Genomic DNA, 18,198 nt, shown 5'->3' with positions numbered 1-18,198 from the left:
TGGAGGCGGCGAACTGGTGGTCCGCCGCGTGGCTTGATCGGTGCCTAGCGGCCGAGGCGACCTCGGCCGAGGCGGAGCAGGAGCATGGCGAGGGTGTGGCCCTCCTGGCCGAGCTCACTGAAGCGCTCGAGCACCTTCATCTCGCGGCTGTGGACCAGGCGCGGACCACCGGAGGCCATCCGGGTACGGCCGATGATCCGGGAGATCTCACTCCGGCGTTTGATCGCGGCGAGGATCGTGGCGTCGAGCTGGTCGATCTCGAGGCGGAGCTTCTCGATCTCCGCCTCGGATTGCGGCAGAGCCGAATCGGACCCGGTGGTCGTAGCAGGGGTGCTCATCATTCATCTCCTCGTGTCAGAACTTGGATCGGTGGGGCCGCACGGCCTGTTACCCGATCTGTTCCTTCACCCTGAAACTTTCCCGATGGGCGGTACGTGATCCCCCCGGGAGTGCGCAAATAGCCGCGCGCACCGCCACGATATCGGATCGTTTGCCGATCCGGGCATGCGGAGAAGCACTGGCCATGAGGCCCAGTGTGCCACGGGCCCCCAGTCATGCAAAACAGTTGTGTTTGTGAATCAGCTGAGAAGCCCGCGGTTCGCCGCCTGTCGGTGCCCGCCGGTAGCGTGGACAGACGATGGATATCACGGTCGCTCCCCACGCCTCAGCCGCCGATCCCAGTGAACCAGCGTCCGCGCCCGCGGAGCTATCGCGCCGGGACGGTGGTGGTTCCGGCGCGTCCGGTGGCGGGCTGGCCGAGGCGGCGGCGCGGCACAGCGCCGAGCAGGAACAGCGCCGCAAGGAACGCGAGCAGCGCCGCGTCGAGGAGACCGAACGCCTGCTCGACGGACTGAATCCGCAGCAGCGCGCGGCCGTCGTGCACGCGGGCTCACCCCTGCTGATCGTCGCGGGCGCCGGCTCGGGCAAGACCGCGGTGCTCACCCGGCGCATCGCCTACCTGCTCGCCGCGCGCGGCGTGCACACCGGGCAGATCCTGGCGATCACCTTCACCAACAAGGCCGCCGCCGAGATGCGCGAGCGGGTCGCGGGGCTGGTCGGCCCGCGCGCGGCCAGCATGTGGGTCTCGACCTTCCATTCCAGCTGTGTGCGCATTCTGCGGATGCAGGCCGCCCTGTTGCCGGGCCTGAATTCGAATTTCTCCATCTACGATGCCGACGATTCGCGCCGTTTGCTGACGATGATCAGCCGCGATTTCGACATCGACACCAAGAAGTATTCGGCGCGGCTGCTGGCCACCGCAATTTCCAACTTGAAGAACGAACTCATCGGGCCGGAGCAGGCCGCCGCCGACGCCGAGGCCGACGAGACCGAACTGCCCGCGCTGGTGGCCCGGGTCTACGCCGAGTACCAGAAGCGGCTGCGCGCGGCCAACGCCATGGACTTCGACGACCTGATCGGCGAGACGGTCGCGCTGTTGCAGAACCACCCGCAGGTGGCCGAGTACTACCGGCGCCGGTTCCGGCACGTCCTGGTCGACGAGTACCAGGACACCAACCACGCGCAGTACGTCCTGGTGCGTGAACTCGTCGGCCACCACAGCGCGCAGACCGACGAGGAAGCCGGCGTCGAGCCGAGCGAGCTGTGCGTGGTCGGCGACGCGGATCAGTCCATCTACGCCTTCCGCGGCGCGACGATCCGCAACATCGAGGAATTCGAGCGCGATTTCCCGGACGCGGAAACCATTCTGCTGGAGCAGAACTACCGCTCCACCCAGCACATCCTCTCCGCCGCCAACGCGGTGATCTCGCGCAACGAGGGCAGGCGCGAGAAGAAGCTCTGGACCGACTCGGGCGAGGGCGAGCTGATCACCGGCTACGTCGCCGACAACGAGCACGACGAGGCCGCGTTCGTCGCCAAGGAGATCGACAAGCTGGTCGACGCGGGCGACGCGAACTACGGCGATGTGGCGGTCTTCTACCGCACCAACAACAATTCGCGGGCGCTGGAGGAGATCTTCATCCGGATGGGCCTGCCGTACAAGGTGGTCGGCGGCGTCCGGTTCTACGAGCGCAAGGAAGTCCGCGATGTGGTGGCCTACCTGCGCGTGCTGGAGAACCCCGACGACGCGGTGAGCCTGCGTCGCGTCCTCAACACCCCGCGCCGCGGGATCGGCGATCGCGCCGAGGCGTGCGTCGCGGTGCACGCCGAACAGCGCGACATCGGCTTCGCCGCCGCGCTGCGCGACGCCGCCGACGGCAAGGTCGCGCTGCTGAACACCAGGGCGGTGCGGGCCATCGCCGGTTTCCTCGACCTGCTCGACGAGATCCGCGCGGCCGGAAAGCGCGCCGACAGCGAGTATCCCGACGTGGGCAATGTCGTCGACGCGGTGCTCGACCGCACCGGGTACCGGGCCGAACTGGAAGCCTCCGACGATCCGCAGGACGGCGCGCGCCTGGACAACCTGAACGAACTGGTCAGCGTGGCCCGCGAATTCAGCTCCGAGGCGTTCAACAACGCCGAGGCCGCGCGCGAGGAGGGGCTGCTGCCGGAGGCGGGCGACGGCGAACCCGAGCCCGGCTCGCTCGCGGCGTTCCTCGAGCGGGTGTCGCTGGTGGCCGACACCGACCAGATCCCCGACGAGGGGTCGGGCGTGGTCACCATGATGACGCTGCACACCGCGAAGGGACTGGAGTTCCCGGTCGTCTTCGTGACCGGCTGGGAGGACGGCCAGTTCCCGCACATGCGCGCGCTGGGCGATCCGACCGAGCTGGCCGAGGAGCGCAGGCTCGCCTACGTCGGCATCACCAGGGCGCGGCAGCGGCTCTATCTCTCGCGCGCCGTGGTGCGCTCGGGCTGGGGCCAGCCGGTGTCGAACCCGGAATCGCGGTTCCTGCAGGAGATCCCGCAGCACCTGCTGGACTGGCGTCGCCTGGAGCCGGTGGTCTCGCCCGTCCAGCGTGGCCGCAGGCGCGAGGAGAGCGGTTTCGAACGCGACTGGACCAGGGGCGACGGCTGGGATCAGCGTCCCGGTGTGCGCGGCGGCACCGGTCAGCGCAGGCCCGCGCCGGGCGGCGGCGCGGTCAAGCGGAACAACACCGATCTCGTACTCGCCGTGGGCGATCGGGTCAGCGACGACAAGTACGGCCTGGGCCGGGTGGTCGCCGCCGACGGTGTCGGCCCGTTGGCGACCGTCACCATCGACTTCGGCACGGCCGGAAAGATCCGGCTGATCCCCCAGTTCAGCCGGACCATTGTGAAGCTGTAGGGCGAACCTCAGTGCGGCAGTAGATCCGTCAGGGCTTCGTCGAGAGTCGGATACCGGAAGGCGAAGCCCGCCTTGTGCAGGACTTCCGAGGTGGCGTGGCGGCCGGTCAGGCCGAGGGCCGGATCGGTGCGCAGGACGACGGCGCCGACCTTCAGGATCGCCGCCGGGGTCGGCGGCGACGGTGGCCGGTGCAGCAGGCGGCGCAGGGTCGCCATGAGTTCGGTGTTGCGGACCGGGAATTCGGTCGCGGCGACGAGGATGCCGTCGGGGAGGACGAGGTCGGGATCGAGGCCGAGCGTCGCCCGGACGACGGCGAGCCAGTCCTCGATGTGGATCCAGCTGAACCACTGGTCACCGGGGCCGACCCGGCCGCCGAGGCCCGCCTTGGTGAGCTGGGCGAGGCGCTTCAGCGCGGGAGCGTCGGGGTCGAGGACGATAGAGGTGCGCAGGATCGTCCAGTGCGCGGCGCGGGCCGGATCGAACGCCTCCTCCCACGGCTGGGCGACGCCGGTCATCTGCGGCAGGCCCACGGGCAGGGGAGTGGTTTCGGTGCAGCGGGTTTCGCCCGCGTCCGACCAGATCGCGGTAGTGCTGGCCTGCACCCAGTAGTCGACCGGGGTGTCGCGCAGCCCGGCGGCGGCGACCAGGGCGGCGGTGGAATCGACTCGGCTGGTGCGCAGTTCGGTGATGTTGCGTTCGGTGGGCCGGCAGTCGACCAGCTTGCCCGCCAGGTTGATCACCGCGAGCCTGCCCGGTTCCCGCAGTTCCGCGGCCCAGGCGCCGACCGAGCGGCCGTCCCATTCGGTCTGCCGGAACGGCAGCGCGGGCACGCGCCTGCGGGTGAGCAGGGTGACACGCTGGCCGCGACAGGTGAGGTCGGCGGCGATCTGGGTGCCGAGCGCACCGGTACCACCGGCGATGACCACGGTGAGCGCGTCGTCGGCGGGCACCAGCCCGGCCAGCCGCGCCAGTCGCGAGAAGTTCACGCGCGCATCGGTTTCGATGAACGGCCGGACCACCGCGCGCGCCGCCGCGGCGGACGGACCGGTGAACCGCAGCTCCTGGGTGATCTCGGTGCCGCCGTCGCGCGGGGTCAGCCGCCAGGTGAGCCGCATGGTCCCGGCGGGTTCGGGCTGCTCGATGCTCAGTTCCCGGTCGGGTACCACGGTGGTGACGGTGAACGATGCGCTGAATCTGCCATGAATACGCGCCGCTACCTGTCCGCTCGGCAGGTAGTCACCGGTGGCGCCGACGGCGACCGGCCCGTGCATCCGCACCGACCGCACGCCCGGATTCCACTCCGGCCACTGTTCGAGATCCCCCAGTACGCTCCACACGGATTCCGGTGGGAGCGCGATGAACTGCGTGTACTTCGTCGTACCAGCCATGACTGGAACGCTAACCGGGACCGGCGGCACTGGGAAGGGTGCCGCTGATCACCTCACCTCAGTCGCGCTGGGCGCCCAGGCTGATGCCGCGGGTGGCCAGCCACGGGACCGGATCGATCTTGTCGGTGCCGTTGAGCCACACCTCGAAGTGGCAGTGCGGGCCGGTGGAGAAGCCGCGGTTGCCCATGGTGGCGATCTGATCGCCCGCCATGACCCGCTCACCCTGCACCACGGTCGCGGTGTCGATGTGGCCGTAGATCGTGACGGTGCCGTCGTCGTGCAGGACGCGCACCCACATGCCGAAGCCGGAGGCGGGCCCGGCCTCGATGACGGTGCCGTCGGCGACCGAGTAGATCGGGGTACCGATCGGACCGGCGACGTCGATGCCGAGGTGCTGCACACCCCAGCGGGCGCCGAAACCGGAGGTGTAGTTACCGGAGGTGAACTTCGCGAACAGCGGGCGCAGCTTGGCCGATTCCTGCGCGGCGAGATCTTCGGCGAACTTCTGGCCCTTGGCGAGGATATCGTCGAAGTGGCTCTTGTCGGCGATGGTGGTGGCGTCGAGAACCGAAGCGCCGGTGCCGTTCTCGTCGAGATCGGCGGTGCTCATCGACTGGGCCGCGATCTCGTGGATCTGACCGGCGGCCTCGTAGTCGACACCGTGCGCAGGCTGGCCCGGATCGGCCATCGCGGCCTGACCGGCGGCGACGACAGCGCCCGCGGCGACGGCGATGACCGCGGCGCGGCCCTTCAGCGCGGCGGGGGGAGCGGGCACGCGGTGCGCGCCACCACGACGTTCGGCGCGGCGCGGCGCGGGCTCTTCGGATTCGGTGGCGCGGATGGGCTCCCACGCGGTGGCGTAGGTGCCGGAGTCATAGGTGTCGGACTCGTCCGGAGTCCACTCGTCCTCGGCGGGGGTCCACGCGCTGTCGGCGTTCCAGTGGTTCTGGTCCTGCCAGGTGTTCTGCTGCGGCCACGCGGGCTCGGGCGCCGCGGCGGGCGCGCGCCTGCCCTGCGGGTGCGAGGTGTACTCGGCGGTGTACCGGTAACGGTGGCCGGAGTTGGTGCGATCTTCGACTGTGAAGGTGGAGCGGTGGTTCATCGGCTGCGCCGAATCGCCGACGGCTGTTCCAAGCGAGTGCTGACGTGCCTCAAGCTTGTCGTCCTCCTCAGTCCTGACTTGCCAGTCGTGACCTGGTTGTCGTGACCTGGTTGTGACTTCGACCGCATTGACGGTAACGAAGCGATTGCAGAGTGGCAAGCGCTGGTCGAAAACGTACCGTAGTGTGTGAGATTCGTCACCGTAACGCGTCGGAATATCTCACCATTTCGAGGCCTCTCGGGTGAGGACCTTCGACGACATAACGTAGTAGATCGTGAGGGGTCACGGGTTTACATGTCCCGACCTGCCACGGTGCCGGAAATCGCCGAAAAACTACTCACCAGTAGCCTTGGCCAGCGGTTTTCCCGACCTCCCGTAACACGTCGTGACCTGCGCCACTTAGGATGAATGTGGCCGATTGGCCCTCCATGTGACTGGTTAGAGTCCGACCCGACCCGCTACCGACGTCGGGCCGCCAACAAAGACGTTGTCATAGCAACGCAGACGAGACGGTGAGTACATGGATCTCTTCGAATATCAGGCGAAGGAGCTCTTCGTTAAGCACGGAGTGCCTTCGTCCGAGGGTCGTGTTTGCGACACGGCCGAAGAAGCTCGCGCGATTGCCGAGGAAATCGGCAAGCCGGTGATGGTCAAGGCGCAGGTCAAGGTGGGCGGCCGTGGTAAGGCGGGTGGCGTCAAGTACGCCGCCACCCCGGAGGACGCGTTCACGCACGCGCAGAACATTCTCGGCCTGGACATCAAGGGCCACATCGTCAAGAAGCTCCTTGTCGCCGAGGCCAAGGACATCGCGGAGGAGTACTACATCTCCTTCCTGCTCGATCGGTCCAACCGCACCTACCTGGCCATGTGTTCGGTCGAGGGCGGCATGGAGATCGAAGAGGTCGCGGAGAAGACCCCCGAGCGCCTCGCCAAGATCGCCGTGGACGCCGTCAAGGGTGTCGACCTGGCCTTCGCCCGCGAGATCGCGGAGAAGGGCCACCTGCCCGCCGACGTGCTCGACGCCGCGGCCGTGACCATCCAGAAGCTGTGGGAGGTCTTCATCTCCGAAGACACCACCCTGGTCGAGGTCAACCCGCTGGTGCGCACCCCGCAGGACGAGATCCTCGCCCTCGACGGCAAGGTCACCCTGGACGAGAACGCCGAGTACCGGCACCCCGATCACCTGAACTTCGCCGACGTCGACGCGACCGACCCGCTCGAGCTGAAGGCCAAGGAGAACGACCTCAACTACGTCAAGCTCGACGGTGAGGTCGGCATCATCGGCAACGGCGCCGGCCTGGTCATGTCGACCCTGGACGTCGTCGCGTACGCCGGTGAGAACCACGGCGGCGTGAAGCCGGCCAACTTCCTCGACATCGGCGGTGGCGCTTCGGCTTCCGTGATGGCCGCGGGTCTGGACGTCATCCTGGGCGACGCGCAGGTCAAGAGCGTGTTCGTCAACGTGTTCGGTGGCATCACCGCGTGCGACGCGGTCGCCAACGGCATCGTGAAGGCGCTGGAGATCCTCGGCGACGCGGCCACCAAGCCGCTGGTCGTCCGTCTCGACGGCAACAACGTCGACGAGGGCCGCAAGATCCTCGCCGAGGCCAACCACCCGCTGGTGACGCTGGCCCAGACCATGGACGAAGGCGCCGACAAGGCTGCCGAACTGGCCGCAGCCAAGTAAGGAACACGAACATGTCCATCTTCCTGAACAAGGACAACAAGGTCATCGTCCAGGGCATCACCGGCGGCGAGGGCACCAAGCACACCGCGCTGATGCTGAAGGCGGGCACCAACGTCGTCGGCGGCGTGAACGCGCGCAAGGCGGGCACCACCGTCACCCACACGGACAAAGACGGCAACGAGATCGAGCTGCCCGTGTTCGCTTCCGTCGCCGAGGCGATGGAGAAGACCGGCGCCGACACCTCCATCGCGTTCGTGCCGCCCGCCTTCTCCAAGGACGCCATCGTCGAGGCCATCGACGCGGAGATCCCGCTGCTCGTGGTCATCACCGAGGGCATCCCGGTGCAGGACTCCGCCTACGCGTGGGCCTACAACGTGGAGAAGGGCGAGAAGACCCGCATCATCGGCCCGAACTGCCCCGGCATCATCACCCCCGGCGAGGCGCTGGTCGGCATCACCCCGAACAACATCACCGGCAAGGGCCCGATCGGCCTGGTGTCGAAGTCGGGCACCCTGACCTACCAGATGATGTACGAGCTGCGCGATTTCGGTTTCTCGACCGCGATCGGCATCGGCGGCGACCCGGTCATCGGCACCACCCACATCGACGCCATCGAGGCGTTCGAGAAGGACCCGGAGACCAAGATCATCGTCATGATCGGCGAGATCGGTGGCGACGCCGAGGAGCGGGCCGCGGCCTACATCAAGGCCAACGTGACCAAGCCGGTCGTCGGCTACGTCGCCGGCTTCACCGCGCCCGAGGGCAAGACCATGGGCCACGCGGGCGCCATCGTCTCCAGCGGCGGCGGTACCGCGCAGGCCAAGCAGGAAGCGCTCGAGGCCGCGGGTGTGAAGGTCGGCAAGACTCCGTCCGCCACCGCCGCGCTCGCGCGCGAGATCCTGGAGAAGGCGTCCATCGCCTCCGCCTGATCCGCACGCAACAGCTACGAAGGCCGCCTCCAGGTTTGACCGGGGCGGCCTTCGTCGATTCTGCACAGGGCGGTGGTTGTCCACAGCCCGCTCGGTAGGTGATGACCGGGGACAGGACGTGCAGTAGCGTCAGTAACCGGATCAGCACCAGTCAGTTCGACGCGACCGTGCGCACGACTCGACAAGGAGACGACGACATGTCCTACCCGACCGGGGGCTCCGGGTACAACGCACCCGCGACACCCGCCGCGCCCAGCCAGGGCCCGAGCACCGGTGCCGCCGGCGCTGCGCCATCGTCCGCGACCGACGCGGAAGGCAAAGGGCTGCCCTTCATTCTGACCGCGGCGACCGCGGGCCTCGGTGTGCTGACCTTCCTGCTCGGCTTCCTGCCGTTCGTCGGCACCAAGCCGGTGACGATCGGCGGCACCACCGTCAGCAGCGACGAGACCGACAGCTTCTTCGCCTACTTCGGCGGCTCGGCCACGCTGGGCATCGTGCTGCTGGCCGGTCTGCTGGCCGGTGTGTCGTTGCTGCCCAAGCAGAAGCTGCTCGGCGCCTCGGCCGCGGCCGCGGTGGCGGGCCTGTTCGCCGTGCTCGCGCTGACCTTCTCGGTCCCCGAGGGCGCCGAGCTGGAGTTCGGTGCCTACATCGTGATCGTCTTCGCGCTGCTCACCGCGGCCGCCGCGATCGTCGCGGTGCTGTTCGAGCTGGGCATCATCAAGCCGCCCGCGCCCAAGCCTGCCCAGCCGCAGCAGCAGCCGGGTCAGTACGGCCAGTACGGCCAGCAGCCGGGCTACGGCCAGCAGGGCTACGGCCAGGGCACCGGCCAGCAGGCGTACGGGCAGGGCGGTTACGGCCAGAGCCAGACCGGCGGCCAGTACCCGACCCAGTCGCCGTACGGCCAGCAGAGCCAGCCGTCGGTGCCGCAGGCGCCGCAGCCGTCCTACGGCCAGCCGGGCCAGCAGCCGTCCTACGGCCAGCAGCCGCCGCAGTCACCGTACGGCCAGCAGTACGGTGCGCCGCAGCAGCAGTCGCCCTACGGTGCCGCGCCGCAGGCGCAGCCGCGGCCGGACGAGAGCGCGACCCAGCACTTCGGCGGGCAGCAGCCCGGCCAGGGGCAGCCCTTCGGCGCGCCGACCTACGGTGGCGCGCAGCCCGGTGCGGCCGCGCCGCAGCAGGGCCAGCCGTTCGGCGGCGAGCAGAACGCCGACCCGGCGTCCGACGCGACGACGGCCTTCCGCCCGACCGACGACAACAAGTAAACCGACAGCATGCTCGGTCAGCGCCCGGAGACGGTAGCGAAGCGTAACCACGCAGGGCGCCCGAGCATGCCAGAAGATCACGGCCGCCGCGCGTGGCACAGGTTCGATCGCGAGCCCACAGGTGCGCCTGTGGGCTCGCGGCGCGCCTGACCCGCGCGCGGCGGGGAAGCTGCCACGCTGAATTGTCATGAGCTCTCGTAACGCTCTCGTGCGCCGGACCTCCGGGTCACGCGGTGACGGGGAGGCCACCGCACCGCCGTCCGAGCACGGTCACGAACCGCCCTGGTGGTCGCTGTCGCCCGAGCGGGCGCGCACGCTGCTGCTGGTCGCCGCCCGGCCGACGATCTGTGGGCTGGCGGCGACGGTCCTGCTGGTCCTGGTGGTCATGCTGACCACCGATACCGATCTGACCAGCGCGCCCGGCGCGGTCGCGGCGACCTGGCTCGCCGCCCATCAGGTTCCGCTGACCGTCGGCCGGACGACGCTGGGTGTGCTGCCGCTCGTCCCGACCATGATCCTGGTCCTGATGGCCGCCCGCGAATGTGCCCGCGCGGTGCCCCGCCGTCCCAGCCCGGTCGACCTCGGCTGGCTCGCCGGCGCCGTGCTCGCCGGCCCGCTGCTGATGACCGCCGTCTGCCTGGCCGTGACCGGAGACGCCGCGGGCGTCACCCCGCTCGAACCACCCGGCCCGGTGACCGCGTTCGGCTGGGTGCTCGTGCTCTACCTCGGCGCGGCGGCGGGCGGGATCGCCACCCGCGCCTGGCCCTCGGTGTGCGCGCTGCTGCCCGTCGAGATCCCGGCGTGGGCCGTGCTCGGCGCCCGCGCCGCCCGGCGCACCGTGCTGCGGATGCTCGGCTGCGCCGCGCTGGCCACGGCGGTGTCGTTCTTCCTGCACCTGTCCCGGCTCGACGGCGCGTACGACCAGGCGCACAACGTCACCGACGTACTCGGCATGACGCTGCTGTCGCTGCTCTATCTGCCGAACGTGGTGATCGCCGCGGCCGGAATGCTGTGCGGCGCGCCGGTACAGTTCGGCGCGGGGTCGGTCGGGCTGTTCGGGGTCACCGCCGGACCGGTGCCCGCGCTGCCCGCGCTGATCCCGCTGCCGGAGGGGCCGTCGGCGGCCTGGTGGCCGGTACTGCTGCTGATCCCGATCGCGGTGGGGGTGCTCGGCGGCATCGAGCTGGGCCGCACCAGCGACGACCGGCCGGGCGCGCCGTGGGCGACGCTCACCTCCGCCGCGCTGTCCACCCTGATCTTCCTCGTGCTCGCGATCCTCGGCGGCGGACAACTCGGCGCCGTCGGCCGCGCCGGGGTCGACCTGCTGATGCTGGTCGTGCTGATGGTCACCTGGTTCGGCTTCGGCGGATTCGTCGGCATGTTCTTCGCCCGGCGCTTCCTCGCCCCTGCCGCCCCGGCCGACGACTACGACGAGTACGACGACACCTACGCCGACCACGACGACTTCGACGACGAGTACGACGACGAAGACGACTACTACTACGACGACGAGGACGAACCCGACTACGACGACGACGACGATTCCGCCGTCGAGGTCGACGCCGAACTGGTCACCGACTTCGACGACGACGTCGAGGTGAGTATCGCCGCGCCGGGCTCGACGGCCCCGCCGACCGACGACATCGTCGACGCGGAGGTCGTCGAGTCGGACCTGCCGGAAAGTGACAAGAGCACCGGTCGTTAAGCTCGACCCGGCGGTATCGCCGATCGCCGCCACCCGACACACGCAGGAGTAGAGCGCTGACGTCCTCGTTTGCCCAGTGGAAGCCCGCAGGGACACCGGCTACCGTCGTCGTCCTCGCCTCGGGCACCGGCTCGCTGCTCAACGCGCTGCTGGCCGCCGCGCGCGAGCCCGGTTATCCCGCGAAGATCGTCGCGGTCGGCGTCGACCGGGTGTGCCAGGCGACCGAACACGCCGAGACCGCCGGGATCGAGCACTTCCGGGTCGCGGTGCGGGACTTCGACGACCGGGCCGCCTGGGATCGCGCGCTGACCGAGGCCGTCGACGCCTTCCGGCCCGACCTGGTCGTCTCCGCCGGCTTCATGAAGATCGTCGGTCCCGCGTTCCTCGAGCGGTTCGGCGGCCGGTTCATCAACACCCATCCCGCGCTGCTGCCCTCGTTCCCGGGCGCGCACGGGGTGCGGGACGCGCTCGCCTACGGCGCCAAGGTCACCGGCTGCACCGTGCACCTGGTCGACGGTGGCGTCGACACCGGCCCGATCCTCGCGCAGGAGGCGGTCGACGTGCTGCCCGGCGACGACGAGGCCGCCCTGCACGAGCGCATCAAGGTTGTCGAGCGACGGTTGCTGGCGGAGGTCATCGCCGCTGTCGCCACCCGAGGCATTGTCTCCGACGGACGAAAGGCAGAAATTCCAGATGAGCGAGCACGCCGGTGAGTGAACGTAAGGCGATCCGCAGGGCGCTGGTGAGCGTCTACGACAAGACCGGGCTCATCGAGCTGGCCACCGGACTGCACGCCGCCGGCGTGGAGCTGGTGTCGACCGGTTCGACCGCGGGCAAGATCGCCGAGGCGGGCATTCCGGTCACCAAGGTCGAGGACCTGACCGGTTTCCCGGAGACCCTCGACGGCCGGGTCAAGACCCTGCACCCCCGGGTGCACGCGGGCATCCTGGCCGACACCCGCCGCGCGGAGCACGTCGACCAGCTCGCCGAGCTGGGCGTGGAGGCCTTCCAGCTGGTGGTGGTGAACCTCTACCCGTTCACCCAGACGGTGGCCAGCGGCGCGAGCATCGATGAGTGCGTCGAGCAGATCGACATCGGCGGTCCGTCGATGGTGCGCGCCGCCGCGAAGAACCACCCCTCGGTCGGTGTGGTCGTCGACGTCAACGACTACGACGACGTGCTCGCCGCGGTGAAGTCCGGCGGCTTCACCCTCGCCGAGCGGACCGGCCTGGCCGCCAAGGCCTTCCAGCACACCGCGAGCTACGACGTGGCCGTCGCGAGCTGGATGGGCTCGGTCGCCGTGCCCGCCGTGCAGCCCGAGACCGAGCAGTTCCCCGGCTGGGTCGCCGGTTCGTGGGAGCGCGCCGCGGTGCTGCGCTACGGCGAGAACCCGCACCAGGCCGCCGCGCTGTACACCAGCAACGACGGCACGGTCGGCATCGCGCAGGCCGAGCAGCTGCACGGCAAGGAGATGTCGTACAACAACTACACCGACGGTGACGCCGCCTGGCGCGCCGCCTACGACTTCGACGAGCCCGCCGTCGCGGTGATCAAGCACGCCAACCCGTGTGGCATCGCCGTCGGCGCCGATATCGCCGAGGCGCACCGCAAGGCCCATGCCACCGACCCGGTCAGCGCCTACGGCGGCGTGATCGCGGCCAACCGCGAGGTCAGCGTGGAGATGGCCGAGCAGGTCGCCGAGATCTTCACCGAGGTCATCGTGGCCCCCGGCTACGCGCCCGGCGCGGTCGAGGTGCTGCAGCGCAAGAAGAACGTGCGCGTGCTGGTGGCCGAGCCGCCGCAGCGCAAGGGTGTGGAGCTGCGTCCGATCAGCGGCGGCGCGTTGCTGCAGGACCGCGACGTCCTCGACGCCACGGGCGACGATCCGGCCAACTGGACCCTCGCCGCGGGCGACCCGGCCGACGCCACCACCCTGGCCGACCTCGAATTCGCTTGGCGTGCTTGCCGTGCCGTGAAGTCGAACGCGATCCTGCTGGCCGACGACGGTGCCGCCGTCGGCGTCGGCATGGGTCAGGTCAACCGGGTCGACTCCTGCAAGCTGGCCGTCGAGCGGGCCGGTGAGCGGGCCAAGGGCTCGGTCGCCGCGTCCGACGCGTTCTTCCCCTTCTCCGACGGCCCGCAGATCCTGGTGGCCGCCGGCGTGCGCGCGATCGTGCACCCCGGTGGCTCGATCCGCGACAAGGACACCGTCGAGCTCTGCAAGGAAGCCGGCGTCACCCTGTACCTGACCGGAGCGCGTCACTTCGCGCACTGAGTCACGGCGAACCCGGACGGGTGTCGCACCGAATCCTCGGTGCGGCACCCGTTCTCGTTATCCGGCGTCGACCACCTGGCGGCTGCCCAGCGGCGATCCCAGGGTGATCTCGACGGTGCCGAAGACGGCGTTCATGGTGCACATCTTGCCGACCGCGTCGGCGCGGGTGCCCCCGCGCAGGGCGACCGCGACGGCGGTGGCCGACTCGGTGACGGTGGCGTCGACGCCGTAGCACTCCGGGTTGCCGGTCTGGAAATTCACGCCGATCGTGTTGTCGCTCAGGCGGGTCCACGACGTGAAGGGCAGGGGATGGGGGTTGACGATGGTGGGATCGGGCGTGAACCGATGGCCGAGGCTCGCGTTGCCGTCTTCCGGCCGGGCGCTCGGTGTCGTCGAATTCGATTGGGGTGCAGCGTCATCGGAGCTCGAGCAGGCGGTGATCGGGCCCAGCAGCACGGCCAGGGCGGCCGCGGCGGCGGTGAAACGCGACGTCGTTCGCATACCGTGAGCCTAGTCGGCGTGGCGTGCGCGCTCGCCCGGCCGAGTGGGGCATTCTAAACGCGATACTCCCCACAGTGAACTTTCCGCGAACCCTGCGCGTAACTCACCCGTTTCGGCTCGGTGGGGACTACATTCGCTTCCGATGCGACGCCGTGGCAAGCGGCGAGCATCACTGATGTTGGATGCTCTGCAACTGGATCTTCGAAAGGACAAACGTGGGCGACACGCTGCGCGTAGGCGAAGAACTGGGACTGGGACAGTCCCTGACCGGCGGTGCGTACACCCTGGCCCTGCAGCCGGACGGCAACCTTGTGCTGACCGAGCCCGACGGTAACGTCGTGTGGGCCGCACAGACTCATGGGCAGGACGTGCAGCGCGCGGCCCTGCAGCACGATGGCGACTTCGTCATCTACAAGGGTGACGGCTCGCGCGTCTGGGCGACCGACACCAGCGGCAAGAACGTCGAGCGCCTGGTGGTGCAGCCCGACCGCAACGTCGTGCTCTACGGCACCGACGACTCGGTCGCGTGGGCCACCGCCACCAACACCGACAACCCGCTGCCCGCCCCGGCTGCCGAGCCGGAGCCGGTCGCCGCCGCCCCGATCGCCGAAGAGGTCCCCCCGCCGCCCGCGGCGCAGACCTACACGGTCGAGCCGGGCGACACCCTGTGGGCCATCTCCGAGCGTTTCTACGGCGACGGCAACCGCTACTCCGAGATCGCTGCCGCCTCCGGCATCGACAACCCGGACCTGATCAACGCGGGCCAGGTCCTCACCATCCCGTGATGACGTAGCCGCAGCGTTCATCGCCTGCACAACGAAAGTGGCCCCGAGGCAACAGCTTCGGGGCCACTTTTCGTTTTGTTGTGTCTACCGGCTGGTGAAGGGCAGCAGCGCCATCTCGCGCGCGTTCTTCACCGCGACGGCGACCTGACGCTGCTGCTGCGGGGTCAGGCCGGTCACCCGGCGGCTGCGGATCTTGCCGCGGTCGGAGATGAAGGTGCGCAGCAGGTTGACGTCTTTGTAGTCGACGACTTCGATGCCCGCGGCGATCAACGGGTTCTTCTTCGGCTTGCGGCCCTGCTCGGCGCGTGCCTTCTTGGACGGTGCTCGCTTCACTGCCATGCGATGTTCCTTCTCACGAGATCAGTGGGTGTCTACCAGCTCGATTTGTGGACCCCAGGGAGCTCGCCCCGGTGGGCCATCTCGCGCACACGAACACGGGAGAGGCCGAACTTCCGGAGATGGCCGCGTGGCCGGCCATCGGCTGCATCCCGATTGCGCAATCGTACCGGACTGGCGTCGCGGGGCTGGTTGCGCAGTTCCGCCTGCGCGGCGGCCCGCTCGGCGTCCCCGGTGGACGGCTTGCGGATGAGCTCCTTGAGCTCGGCGCGCCGGGCGGCGTAACGCTCGACGATCGCGCGGCGCTGCTCGTTGCGGGCGATCTTGGACTTCTTCGCCATCAGCGCTCCTCGCGGAAGTCGACGTGCTTGCGCACGACGGGGTCGTATTTGCGCAGGACCAGCCGGTCGGGGTCGTTGCGGCGGTTCTTGCGGGTGACGTAGGTGTAGCCGGTCCCCGCGGTGGACTTGAGTTTGACGATCGGCCGGATATCGGTCGATTTCGAGGCCATGGGCGCTGCTCCTAGATCTTGTCGCCGCGGGCGCGGATGCGGGCCACCACGGCCTCGATCCCGTCCCGGTCGATGGTCTTGATGCCCTTGGCGGAGACCGTCAGCGTGATGCGGCGGCCCTCGCTGGGCAGGTAGTAGGTCTTGCGCTGGATGTTGGGGTTCCAGCGCCGGTTGGTGCGCCGGTGTGAGTGCGAGACGGCTTTTCCGAAGCCGGGCTTGCGACCGGTGACCTGGCAGTGGGCCGACATGCGACCTCCCTCCATGGTGATGACAACCATTTTCGACAACAGTTATTCCGCACTGTACCGTTGGGGTAACGTAAATGAAAATCGTTATCGAAAGGGGTTTCGGGTGCTGGACCAGTCCGACCGGAGAACGCCCGTCGTGCTGCTGGCCGGCTTCTCCGGACCTGCCATGACCGGCGTCGACCACATCGCGGCGACACTGAGTGAGGACGCGGGCACCGTGGTGGTGCACCACGACCTCGCCGAGCTGCGCGAAGGCGTCGTGCGGCGCACGGTGCGCACCGCGGGCACCGTCACGACCACCGTGCTCGAGCTCGCGCACGGCTGCGTGTCCTGCACGCTGCGCGCGGATCTGCTGCCGATGCTGTGCACGCTCGCCGCCCGCGAGCACGTGCGCCGCATCGTGCTCGCGCTCGACCCGGCCATCGAGGCCGAGGCGCTGTGCCACGCGATCGACACGGTCGAGGTGACCGGAGTGGCGGACCGGGTCGACGGGCCCGCGAGCCGGAACGTACGGATCGAGGCCACGCTGACCTGCCTGGACGGGCAGCAGTGGCTGGCCGACGCCACCGGCGACGAGGTGCTGGCCGACCGCGGGCTCGCCGCGGCCGACGACGAGCGAACGGTCGCGCAGGTGGCCGTCGGCCAGGTGGAGTTCGCCGACGCGCTGGTGGTGCTGGCCACCGGTGTCGACGCGCTCGATCGCGAACGGCTCGGCGCCGTCCTCGGCCGGATGACGCCCACCGCGCCGGTCGCCTGGCTCGACCAGCTGCCCGCCTTCGACGCGGTCGAGGTCGGCGCGCTGCTGACCCGCGTCCCGGCCGACGCGCGCCGCGGCCGGATCTTCGACGCCCACGCTCCGCTGCTGCGCGGTCAGCCGCCGCTGACCACCGACTGCGGTGTCTCGCTCATCGAATTCGCCGCGCGCAGGCCGTTCCATCCCGGCCGGCTGCACGACGCGCTGGACGTGCTGTTCGACGGTGTGGTCACCGCGCGCGGCCGGATCTGGCTGGCCACCCAGCCCGATCAGGTGGTCTGGCTGGAATCGGCGGGCGGTGGCCTGCGGGTCGGCGGCGCCGGTCGCTGGCTGGCCGCGATGAGCGCCGAGGAGCAGGCCGAGGCCGATCCGGACCGCCGGGCGATGGCCGCGCTGCGCTGGGACGAGCGGTTCGGCGATCGCGATGTGTCGCTGGTGATCCTGGCCCACGACGCCGATCCCGCCGAGATCCGGCACGCGCTGCACTGGGCACTGGTCGAGGACGACGAGCTGCTGCTGGTCGACCGGGCGCCGGAACGAGTCGCGTTGTGGGACGACCCCTTCGGCGACTGGCACGAAGACCCCTGCGCCGATCCGTCCGAGGCCCCGGCCACGGCGGGCGAGCGCACCGAGAGAGGAGAAACGTCATGAAAGCGGGCATCCACCCCGACTACCACCCGGTGGTCTTCGAGGATTCGAGCACCGGCAAGCGGTTCCTGACCCGGTCGACCGCGACCAGCGATCGCACCGTCGAATGGACCGACGGCGCGACGTATCCGTTGCTGGTCGTCGACGTCACCTCGGATTCGCATCCGTTCTGGACCGGCACCCATCGCAATCTCGACACCCAGGGCCGGGTGGAGAAGTTCGAGCGCAAGTACGGAAAGCGTTCGCGCGCAGGCAAGGAGGGCTGAGTCATGGCAGTGCCGAAGCGCAGGATGTCGCGGTCGAACACCCGCAGCAGGCGTTCGCAGTGGAAAGCCGCCGTTCCGCAGCTGGTCCCGGTCACCGTCGCCGGTGTGGAATACCAGGTGCCGCGTCGTATCGTTGGGGCAGTGCGGAAGGGTCTGATCGACCCGTCGCGGATCTAGGTTCGCCCGTACGCGGAGTTCGAGAGCTGGTTCGGAGGGGACAATCCGGATCGGGGATCGGACAACAGCAACGGCCTGCCGGATACGTCCGGCAGGCCGTTGTCGTCGCTGGTGCGAGGGATCAGCCCTCGCGCTCGGCCAGTTCGGCCAGGGCCGCGGCGAGCTGGAAGAACTTGTTGCTGCCGAGGTCGGCGATGGTCTTGATCTTCAGGGCCTCGAGCAGCTGCTTGTCGTGCGCCTCGGTCAGGCCGGCCAGGGCCGACGGCGGCGCGGCGAGGATTTCCTTCAGCGTCTTGTTCTCGTATTCCTTGTCGAGAACTTTGTCGAGCACCACGTTGACGGCCATGCGAACTCCTTCGAACGAACCTTGGATGTGCTGGGCGAGACGAATGCGCCCC

Annotated in this window: 20 protein-coding genes; 11 read left to right on the top strand and 9 right to left on the bottom strand. The window is 69.3% G+C overall.

Annotated elements, in window-relative coordinates; translation table 11 throughout:
• Positions 1 to 44 precede the first annotated feature (44 nt).
• Positions 45 to 338: a chorismate mutase gene (locus AB0L91_RS07945; protein ID WP_022566231.1), complete on the bottom strand. Its 294-nt coding sequence runs from the start codon at positions 336 to 338 to the stop codon at positions 45 to 47.
• 299 nt (positions 339 to 637) lie between these two features.
• Here AB0L91_RS07945 and pcrA point away from each other — a divergent pair, with 299 nt between their 5' ends.
• Positions 638 to 3,226 carry a DNA helicase PcrA gene (gene pcrA / locus AB0L91_RS07940; RefSeq protein WP_365008130.1) on the top strand — a complete coding sequence of 863 codons (2,589 nt, stop codon included), beginning with the start codon at positions 638 to 640 and terminating at the stop codon, positions 3,224 to 3,226.
• A gap of 8 nt (positions 3,227 to 3,234) precedes the next feature.
• Here the strand turns inward: pcrA and AB0L91_RS07935 are convergent, their stop codons facing one another.
• A complete protein-coding gene (locus AB0L91_RS07935) occupies positions 3,235 to 4,614 on the bottom strand; it encodes a DUF1731 domain-containing protein (protein WP_365008128.1) in 1,380 nt (459 codons plus the stop codon).
• 58 nt (positions 4,615 to 4,672) lie between these two features.
• Entirely contained in the window at positions 4,673 to 5,716 is a 1,044-nt protein-coding gene (locus AB0L91_RS07930) for a M23 family metallopeptidase (RefSeq protein ID WP_365008125.1), read from the bottom strand.
• Between the two features lie 520 nt (positions 5,717 to 6,236).
• Between AB0L91_RS07930 and sucC the strand changes: the two genes are divergently transcribed.
• From sucC to purH, 6 genes are all read left to right on the top strand, one after another.
• Positions 6,237 to 7,403, top strand: coding sequence for an ADP-forming succinate--CoA ligase subunit beta (sucC, locus tag AB0L91_RS07925; protein ID WP_355273526.1), 1,167 nt, complete (start codon positions 6,237 to 6,239; stop codon positions 7,401 to 7,403).
• An 11-nt stretch (positions 7,404 to 7,414) separates the two neighbouring features.
• The gene (gene sucD / locus AB0L91_RS07920) at positions 7,415 to 8,332 is read left to right on the top strand and encodes a succinate--CoA ligase subunit alpha (protein ID WP_355273523.1); all 918 of its coding nucleotides are present in this window, start codon (positions 7,415 to 7,417) and stop codon (positions 8,330 to 8,332) included.
• A 197-nt stretch (positions 8,333 to 8,529) separates the two neighbouring features.
• Complete coding sequence (locus AB0L91_RS07915) at positions 8,530 to 9,594, top strand: DUF5336 domain-containing protein (protein ID WP_355273520.1); 1,065 nt, start codon at positions 8,530 to 8,532, stop codon at positions 9,592 to 9,594.
• Between the two features lie 187 nt (positions 9,595 to 9,781).
• Complete coding sequence (locus tag AB0L91_RS07910; protein ID WP_365008122.1) at positions 9,782 to 11,299, top strand: DUF6350 family protein; 1,518 nt, start codon at positions 9,782 to 9,784, stop codon at positions 11,297 to 11,299.
• Between the two features lie 56 nt (positions 11,300 to 11,355).
• The gene (gene purN, locus AB0L91_RS07905) at positions 11,356 to 12,012 is read left to right on the top strand and encodes a phosphoribosylglycinamide formyltransferase (protein ID WP_355274625.1); all 657 of its coding nucleotides are present in this window, start codon (positions 11,356 to 11,358) and stop codon (positions 12,010 to 12,012) included.
• Positions 12,009 to 13,574, top strand: a complete 1,566-nt coding sequence (gene purH / locus AB0L91_RS07900) for a bifunctional phosphoribosylaminoimidazolecarboxamide formyltransferase/IMP cyclohydrolase (protein WP_365008119.1) — start codon at positions 12,009 to 12,011, stop codon at positions 13,572 to 13,574. The genes purN and purH overlap by 4 nt, the downstream gene beginning before the upstream one ends.
• Positions 13,575 to 13,631: 57 nt before the next feature.
• On the opposite strand, the gene AB0L91_RS07895 is transcribed toward purH, so the two are convergent.
• Positions 13,632 to 14,075 carry a hypothetical protein gene (locus tag AB0L91_RS07895; protein WP_365008117.1) on the bottom strand — a complete coding sequence of 148 codons (444 nt, stop codon included), beginning with the start codon at positions 14,073 to 14,075 and terminating at the stop codon, positions 13,632 to 13,634.
• A 215-nt stretch (positions 14,076 to 14,290) separates the two neighbouring features.
• Between AB0L91_RS07895 and AB0L91_RS07890 the strand changes: the two genes are divergently transcribed.
• Positions 14,291 to 14,860 (top strand): LysM peptidoglycan-binding domain-containing protein, encoded by a 570-nt coding sequence (locus AB0L91_RS07890; protein ID WP_365008115.1) that lies wholly within the window; start codon positions 14,291 to 14,293, stop codon positions 14,858 to 14,860.
• An 84-nt stretch (positions 14,861 to 14,944) separates the two neighbouring features.
• On the opposite strand, the gene rpsR is transcribed toward AB0L91_RS07890, so the two are convergent.
• The 4 genes from rpsR to rpmB are packed head-to-tail and all read right to left on the bottom strand — an operon-like array spanning position 14,945 to position 15,955.
• On the bottom strand, positions 14,945 to 15,199 hold the full coding sequence (gene rpsR / locus AB0L91_RS07885) for a 30S ribosomal protein S18 (RefSeq protein ID WP_022566236.1): 255 nt from the start codon (positions 15,197 to 15,199) through the stop codon (positions 14,945 to 14,947).
• Positions 15,200 to 15,231: 32 nt separating this feature from the next.
• Positions 15,232 to 15,537 (bottom strand): 30S ribosomal protein S14, encoded by a 306-nt coding sequence (rpsN, locus tag AB0L91_RS07880; protein ID WP_357342774.1) that lies wholly within the window; start codon positions 15,535 to 15,537, stop codon positions 15,232 to 15,234.
• Positions 15,537 to 15,707 carry a 50S ribosomal protein L33 gene (rpmG, locus tag AB0L91_RS07875; protein ID WP_019049259.1) on the bottom strand — a complete coding sequence of 57 codons (171 nt, stop codon included), beginning with the start codon at positions 15,705 to 15,707 and terminating at the stop codon, positions 15,537 to 15,539. Before rpmG ends, rpsN begins: the two co-directional genes overlap by 1 nt.
• An 11-nt stretch (positions 15,708 to 15,718) precedes the next feature.
• On the bottom strand, positions 15,719 to 15,955 hold the full coding sequence (gene rpmB, locus AB0L91_RS07870) for a 50S ribosomal protein L28 (RefSeq protein ID WP_019049258.1): 237 nt from the start codon (positions 15,953 to 15,955) through the stop codon (positions 15,719 to 15,721).
• A gap of 103 nt (positions 15,956 to 16,058) precedes the next feature.
• Here rpmB and AB0L91_RS07865 point away from each other — a divergent pair, with 103 nt between their 5' ends.
• Genes AB0L91_RS07865 through rpmF form a run of 3 tightly spaced genes read left to right on the top strand, consistent with a single transcriptional unit; the run spans position 16,059 to position 17,800 of the window.
• Entirely contained in the window at positions 16,059 to 17,360 is a 1,302-nt protein-coding gene (locus AB0L91_RS07865) for a GTP-binding protein (RefSeq protein ID WP_365008110.1), read from the top strand.
• Positions 17,357 to 17,623 carry a type B 50S ribosomal protein L31 gene (locus tag AB0L91_RS07860; RefSeq protein ID WP_357342778.1) on the top strand — a complete coding sequence of 89 codons (267 nt, stop codon included), beginning with the start codon at positions 17,357 to 17,359 and terminating at the stop codon, positions 17,621 to 17,623. The genes AB0L91_RS07865 and AB0L91_RS07860 overlap by 4 nt, the downstream gene beginning before the upstream one ends.
• 3 nt (positions 17,624 to 17,626) lie before the next feature.
• Entirely contained in the window at positions 17,627 to 17,800 is a 174-nt protein-coding gene (gene rpmF, locus AB0L91_RS07855) for a 50S ribosomal protein L32 (RefSeq protein WP_355273498.1), read from the top strand.
• Positions 17,801 to 17,921: 121 nt separating this feature from the next.
• On the opposite strand, the gene AB0L91_RS07850 is transcribed toward rpmF, so the two are convergent.
• A complete protein-coding gene (locus tag AB0L91_RS07850) occupies positions 17,922 to 18,146 on the bottom strand; it encodes a hypothetical protein (RefSeq protein WP_355273495.1) in 225 nt (74 codons plus the stop codon).
• Positions 18,147 to 18,198: the final 52 nt, after the last annotated feature.

The sequence above is a fragment of the Nocardia sp. NPDC051833 genome (genome assembly GCF_040681225.1).
Classification (GTDB): Bacteria; Actinomycetota; Actinomycetes; order Mycobacteriales; family Mycobacteriaceae; genus Nocardia.
Note: the sequence above shows the minus strand (reverse complement) of the source record. Positions and strands in the feature narration are given on the sequence as shown.

Bases quoted from the DNA above. Each gene is read 5' to 3' on its own strand.
- AB0L91_RS07860 (WP_357342778.1), top strand. From the start codon at position 17,357: ATGAAAGCGGGCATCCACCCCGACTACCACCCGGTGGTCTTCGAGGAT.
- pcrA (WP_365008130.1), top strand. From the start codon at position 638: ATGGATATCACGGTCGCTCCCCACGCCTCAGCCGCCGATCCCAGTGAA.
- AB0L91_RS07930 (WP_365008125.1), bottom strand. From the start codon at position 5,716: ATGAACCACCGCTCCACCTTCACAGTCGAAGATCGCACCAACTCCGGC.
- rpsN (WP_357342774.1), bottom strand. From the start codon at position 15,537: ATGGCGAAGAAGTCCAAGATCGCCCGCAACGAGCAGCGCCGCGCGATC.
- rpmG (WP_019049259.1), bottom strand. From the start codon at position 15,707: ATGGCCTCGAAATCGACCGATATCCGGCCGATCGTCAAACTCAAGTCC.
- rpsR (WP_022566236.1), bottom strand. From the start codon at position 15,199: ATGGCAGTGAAGCGAGCACCGTCCAAGAAGGCACGCGCCGAGCAGGGC.
- AB0L91_RS07910 (WP_365008122.1), top strand. From the start codon at position 9,782: ATGAGCTCTCGTAACGCTCTCGTGCGCCGGACCTCCGGGTCACGCGGT.
- AB0L91_RS07915 (WP_355273520.1), top strand. From the start codon at position 8,530: ATGTCCTACCCGACCGGGGGCTCCGGGTACAACGCACCCGCGACACCC.
- sucC (WP_355273526.1), top strand. From the start codon at position 6,237: ATGGATCTCTTCGAATATCAGGCGAAGGAGCTCTTCGTTAAGCACGGA.
- AB0L91_RS07935 (WP_365008128.1), bottom strand. From the start codon at position 4,614: ATGGCTGGTACGACGAAGTACACGCAGTTCATCGCGCTCCCACCGGAA.
- AB0L91_RS07895 (WP_365008117.1), bottom strand. From the start codon at position 14,075: ATGCGAACGACGTCGCGTTTCACCGCCGCCGCGGCCGCCCTGGCCGTG.
- sucD (WP_355273523.1), top strand. From the start codon at position 7,415: ATGTCCATCTTCCTGAACAAGGACAACAAGGTCATCGTCCAGGGCATC.
- rpmB (WP_019049258.1), bottom strand. From the start codon at position 15,955: ATGTCGGCCCACTGCCAGGTCACCGGTCGCAAGCCCGGCTTCGGAAAA.
- AB0L91_RS07945 (WP_022566231.1), bottom strand. From the start codon at position 338: ATGAGCACCCCTGCTACGACCACCGGGTCCGATTCGGCTCTGCCGCAA.
- rpmF (WP_355273498.1), top strand. From the start codon at position 17,627: ATGGCAGTGCCGAAGCGCAGGATGTCGCGGTCGAACACCCGCAGCAGG.
- AB0L91_RS07850 (WP_355273495.1), bottom strand. From the start codon at position 18,146: ATGGCCGTCAACGTGGTGCTCGACAAAGTTCTCGACAAGGAATACGAG.